Origin of the sequence: Comamonas suwonensis, from assembly GCF_012844455.2 — a bacterium.
GTDB classification, from domain to species: domain Bacteria; phylum Pseudomonadota; class Gammaproteobacteria; order Burkholderiales; family Burkholderiaceae_C; genus Comamonas; species Comamonas suwonensis.
On record NZ_JABBCQ020000041.1, the window covers coordinates 1 to 5,244 of the forward strand.

6 protein-coding genes and 1 pseudogene are annotated in these 5,244 nt (G+C 55.1%); 2 read left to right on the top strand and 5 right to left on the bottom strand.

The window, feature by feature from the left end:
- Positions 1 to 1,261 (bottom strand): MobQ family relaxase (gene mobQ / locus HF327_RS21620; protein ID WP_198462408.1); only part of this gene is annotated, 1,261 nt, incomplete at its 3' end.
- A 182-nt stretch (positions 1,262 to 1,443) separates the two neighbouring features.
- Between mobQ and HF327_RS21625 the strand changes: the two genes are divergently transcribed.
- Entirely contained in the window at positions 1,444 to 1,737 is a 294-nt protein-coding gene (locus HF327_RS21625; protein ID WP_198462409.1) for a mobilization protein, read from the top strand.
- 679 nt (positions 1,738 to 2,416) lie between these two features.
- Here the strand turns inward: HF327_RS21625 and HF327_RS21630 are convergent.
- Together HF327_RS21630 and HF327_RS21635 are read right to left on the bottom strand one after the other, a co-directional pair.
- Positions 2,417 to 2,728, bottom strand: coding sequence for a HigA family addiction module antitoxin (locus tag HF327_RS21630; protein WP_198462410.1), 312 nt, complete (start codon positions 2,726 to 2,728; stop codon positions 2,417 to 2,419).
- Between the two features lie 17 nt (positions 2,729 to 2,745).
- On the bottom strand, positions 2,746 to 3,024 hold the full coding sequence (locus HF327_RS21635) for a type II toxin-antitoxin system RelE/ParE family toxin (protein ID WP_198462411.1): 279 nt from the start codon (positions 3,022 to 3,024) through the stop codon (positions 2,746 to 2,748).
- 314 nt (positions 3,025 to 3,338) lie between these two features.
- Here HF327_RS21635 and HF327_RS21640 point away from each other — a divergent pair, with 314 nt between their 5' ends.
- The gene (locus HF327_RS21640; protein ID WP_198462412.1) at positions 3,339 to 3,866 is read left to right on the top strand and encodes a hypothetical protein; all 528 of its coding nucleotides are present in this window, start codon (positions 3,339 to 3,341) and stop codon (positions 3,864 to 3,866) included.
- Between the two features lie 53 nt (positions 3,867 to 3,919).
- Here the strand turns inward: HF327_RS21640 and HF327_RS21645 are convergent, their stop codons facing one another.
- Together HF327_RS21645 and HF327_RS21650 are read right to left on the bottom strand one after the other, a co-directional pair.
- Positions 3,920 to 4,132, bottom strand: coding sequence for a hypothetical protein (locus HF327_RS21645; protein WP_198462413.1), 213 nt, complete (start codon positions 4,130 to 4,132; stop codon positions 3,920 to 3,922).
- A gap of 581 nt (positions 4,133 to 4,713) precedes the next feature.
- Positions 4,714 to 5,244 (bottom strand): annotated as a pseudogene (locus tag HF327_RS21650) (MobQ family relaxase); the annotation flags it as partial.

Consider the following 5,244-nt stretch of genomic DNA (forward strand, 5'->3'; position numbering starts at 1 on the left):
TTTTGGCTTTTGTGGGGTGCTCATCACGCCAGCGCTGCTGTGCCTGGTCGGCTCGTTTTTCTTCGGCTTTGGCCGCGTCTTGGAGCGCTACCAGGTCGCGCGTTTGCTGCCGCACCTGGCGCACCGCCTGGCGGCTCTCGACTGCCAGATCCACACTCGGCGGCCGCAGCCTGGCAATCTCTGCACGCAGATCCGCAAGAGACAAGCCTTCGAGTCGCTCTTTTTCGGCCACAGAGGGGCTTTTTAGGGCCTGTGGCGGGCGAATAGGCACTAGCACAGGGGAACTGGCAGGCTCTGGCTTTGCGGCCCTTGCTGCGGCTTTTTGAGCCTCCAATGCAGCTGCTTGCTCGGCCTCCTGCTCCGCGGCTTTCCTGGCGGCAACACGGTCAGGGTGGTAGTAGCTGCGCGGGTCGATTTGGGGTCGTCCCAATGCTTTGGCCCGGGCGGCTTTGGCCGCAGCCAAGTTGCCAGACAAATCGAGAATGAAGCCATCGAGCTGGGCACTCTGGCGTGCCAACTCCCCAGCCTCATGGGCACGCTGCAGCCGGTCGCTGACCTCCTGCATGTGATCCAGCCGCTTGCGGCTTGGCTCCTGGGTTCGCCGCTCGATGGCCGTGGCCGTTGGCCCCAGGTGCTTGGTCGGCGCCCGGTCGATGCCTTGCGCTTCCAGACTGCGATGGTCCACCACGGCATCAATGCCGTTTTCACGCAGCCGCTCATTCGTCATTTGCGCCCACCGGGAGCGCACAGCTTCAAGGTCATCTGCACGTTTGCGTCCGGCCTTTTCTGTGTCCAGCTTTGCCCCCAGTCCATCCGTTTCCACCTTGCGCGTCGTGCGCAGGATGTGGGCGTGGTGGTTGCGGCTGTCGCCCTCTTTGCCCGGTGCGTGGATGGCCACATCGACAGCGCATCCCTCGCGGTTCGCCATGTCCTTGGCGAAGTCCAGGGCCAAGCGCCGCCGTTCTACCGAAGAAAGCTCCTCGGGCAAGGCCACTTCAAACTCACGGGCGACACAAGCGTCCTTGCGCTTTTCGGCCAGCTCCGCCGCATTCCATAGCTTGGATCGGTCGGTGGCCCATGAGGCCGCACCGTCTGGCAAAACGATGTCAGCGCTTTCGACACCACCTTTACGGGTGTAGTCGTGCATTTCTCCTGTGCGCTCGTCGGTGATCTTGCACCCAGCACGATAAGCCGCCGCCGCTGTCGCACTGCGACCAGCGGAACGGGAAACGGCTTTAACGCTGAGGTGGTAGATCGCCATGGCGCTGAATTTTGGATTTGGCCCCACGCAGTGGCGCACGAGTTACGCAGTAACTCCTAAGTGCGCCCTTCACTGAAGTTCCGGGTGAGTGTTGCTATGCATTCTACGCTGTAGGAATAGCTGATCTCACGCCTCAAAACGACGGCCTAGAATACACAGAGCTAACACTAGACGGAGCAACAATGGCAGGCATCGACGACACCATCACAACACTGGAGCAAAAGCTCAAACAAGCCAAAGCGAAAAAGCAGCAGATCGAGGCCCGTAAAAGAGCCATAGAGACCAAAGCCAAGCGTGCAGCAGACACCCGGCGCAAGGTGCTTGTCGGTGCTGTGATCTTGGCTAAAGTTGAAAGCGGCACATGGCCCAAAGACAAGCTCTTGGCCATGCTCGACGCCGCGCTAACACGTGACGATGACCGTGCCCTGTTTGAACTCCCTCAACTCAAGCAAGACAGCGCACAAACCAACCCCTGAGCCTCGCAGGGGCGGGCTACCTTGCGTTTGCCTCCGGCAAGCCTCAGGCAGCTGGGCTTTTTTGAAATCCCATTTTTTCTTTTTCCTCATGGCCCAAAGCCCCGACTTCACTTCTTAAAGGCCCCTGACAGCTTCGCTGGAGGGAGGGAGGGAGGGAGCGATGGGCAAAGCTATCCCCAACCCGTTGCAAACGAGTTTGGAGCTTTGCCCTGAGCCTTTCGCCGTCGGTCGGTCGGTCGGTCACTTAAGGGCCTGTGCAAGCGACAAAGCTGCACAGTCACAGGTTCATGGATTTGCCTCCACCCCCGGCCCGTCCTGCTTTCGCTTTGGGTCGATGTTTTCCGGGGTTCCCATTCATCGCATCGCTGGCGCCTTTGAACCGAACCGAGCCATGGTCACGCGAAGCAAGTCGTGAAGCGCGCGTGACCTCGGGACGCATAAGTCCAAAGGGTGCGGAATGGGGTTTGTGAGGATTCCGACAACACGAGTGACATTGGCTTGTGCCGGTCACTCAATGTTTGGATAGAATTGCCCTAACGCAGCATCCATTCCCGTGTGTGGATCGTCTTGCTAGAGAACCCTCGGAATTGCACCTCCGGGGGTTTTCGCTTTCTGGGGTCTGTTCTGACCCCTCTGCATCACGATCCGATGCCATTGCTGCGTATCGTAGCACGCTACATCATGCGCCGACCAGCTCCAAAACACCGATTTCAGGTCTACGAACAGGCACAACATGAACGCGGTTCGGCTTTTGAGCTTCTTTCCAAAGATCAAAGCTGCTCTGTAGCCCGGTCCACATTTCTCTACTCGTTCCAAGAGCTTCCTCTAGACGAATAGCGATGTCGGGGGTTACCGACGCGTGTCCATTGAGAATGCGAGACAAGGTGACACGGGTCACACCAATCGCTTCTGCAAAATCCATGATCCTGATGCCCTCGATCCAGTCACTCAAGATCTCTCCAGGATGGGGGGGGTTGAACATTTGAGTCATCTCTCAACCTTTCTTTCTTAGTGGTAGTCCTCATAGCCAACGACCTCAGCGTCTTGGCCATCAAATTTGAATGTCACTCGCCAATTTCCATTGACCGTTACAGACCAGAAGCCCTCTTTGTCCCCGCCAAGAGGGTGAAGACCCCATCCAGGTACACCCATGTCGCTTGGCTTTTTTGCGCTGTTCAAGGCGGCTAGCTGCCTCCTCAAGCGACTCTCATGGGCTGCTTGTATCCCCGCTTTTGAACCTGTTTTGAAGAACCGTTCAAGCCCTTTGTGGACAAAACTTCTAATCATTTTTGATCAATTTTACGTAAAGTTTGGCTTTACATGGAATACCCGATTCCATTGCAATGCCATTGAGCAAGTCTTTCCTTGCAATCGAGCCACCACGATTTTTCGTTAAGAAGTCATCCTACAAGGAGCCTTACCTCCAAAGTGCCTTTTTTGGCTCAATAGAGCAGATGGGATCAAAGCCATAATTTCAGCGTCCATGTTTCCTGCGAGCTGACGCGATACAGTCTCGGCTTTACTTTACGCGACAGGTTGAGACAATGACGTACTTAACTGTGAGACAGGCTGCAGAACGAGCCGGCGTCAGCCGGCAAACAATGTTCCGACACATCAAGGATGGCCGGGTAAGCGCCACCGTTGACCGTGACGGCCAGAAGCAGATCGACGTTGCGGAATTGCTTAGAGTTTTTGGAGAGCTACAGTCACCTGTCGCGGAACCCAAGACAGTCAGCGACAGAACGAGACTGACTCACAAAAGTGAGACAGTTCCAAGCGTTGCATACCAGATCGAGCTAGAAAAACTTCGGGCACAGCTTGAGCTGAAGGCTGCTGAACTGGCCATGGCCAAGGAACGAATCTCTGAGCTGAAGTCGCGTGAGCACCAGGTCGTTGAGGAAAAAAACCGGCTGCTGACCCTCATCGAGCAGCAGTCCAGGCTGTTGGCCGCGCCGACTCCGAAGGCTGCACCACGGAAAAGGACCGCACCCTCTGCGACCAAGGTCGTCCCAAAAGTAGCCGCTCCAAAGCCCAAGGCAACGCCCAAGAAAGCGCTTCTGTCAGCAGCCAAAGCAGTGGCGACTAAGCCGGCAAGCAAAGCGCCCGCCAGGAAACGAGTTGGCAAGTAAAAAAGCGCCTTTTAAGGCGCTTTTTTCTAGGATCGATCAGTAGCGGGAAGCTTTTAGCGTTCCAAGGTCGGCATCTGAGAGATGGTGCTGAACATATGCTCCGCTTTCTTGCAGACATTGCTGAAGCGAGGATCATCCTCAGGAAGACCATGAGTAGCATCCCTGAGCTTCTCTGCTAGTTCGTAAAGATCATTTCGCCAACTGTTGTAATCACTTCTATCTTGCCCCGAAAAACTTAGATTTGCTTTGTTCCAAAAGTCGTTCATAGGTTGCTCTATCGTGTGTTCAGTGAGTGTTGTTTAAGCATAGAGCGTGCTAGACATACCAGCAAACACGGCCAGCTAGCGCCTTAATGCAGGGACTAGAAAGCGACTTTTGAGGCGCTTTTTTCTAGGCTCGATAAGCGTCAGTTTTATCGGGAGCTATGATCACTCCCGCCCCATCACAGCCTAAAGAATAATTCACTGTGAAAATTTATGAAAATTGCTCCGGACTATGAAACTTAACGACTCAAAAAAAACACTGTTGCTTATCTTCATAGTTGGCCTCATCCATGGAATGGCAGTGGAGACTTACAAAGGTACGGTCTATCGAACTCCAGGTTCGAACATTTTTTCTGCTATTGGTATTGGAATCGGGGTAATGCTAATTTCTTGGATTTTCCTAAAGTGGAAAAGTCCACGAGCCGCTTGGATTTGCTGCGCAATCGCGATCTCACTTTCATGGGTGGACATCCTCAGCGGGAATTAGGAGCGAAAGAAGGTTTCTTAAAATCGTCTCTCTCCTTGAAGAAATTAGGCGCCCTCAATTTGAGGATCAAATTGAGGGCGCCCGCCCCCGCGAGGCTCTAGCGCTCAAAGCCACGATCGCGGTCATTTGATTTGCCTTGCGCAAGCCCCTGCTCAAGCCTCTCCAACGCCTTTGGATTGCCCTTCAGGCTCGCACCTATCTTCTCTAAGGCCAGCTGTCTAGCCTCTTTGCCCAGCGCGTTGTAGCCCTCGATGGACTGACGTATCGGCTCTGGCAAGGCGTTCCAGCGCTGGCCAGCGTCTCCAAACCCCAATGACTTGGTTTCCCGCTGGATCGCGTTCGTTTTGAAGTCCGCAAGCACTTTGCCGATGGCCTGATCTTTGGCCCGTGCAGCACGCTCCTGCGCCATTTTTTTCTGCTCGATGTGCTCCAGCTCGGCCACTTTGTCCAGCGCTGGGGCTTGCTCCCATCGCACATTGCCACGCGCAATTTCTCTGGCAACTTTTTCCTGATGCTGCGCCCGCAGTACCTGAGGATTAAGGCTTTCCAGCTTCTGCCGGGCCTGTGCTTCCTGCTGCTCGAACTGTTCCAGCTCGGCACTGCGCCAAATGCCAGCGTCGTGCATTTT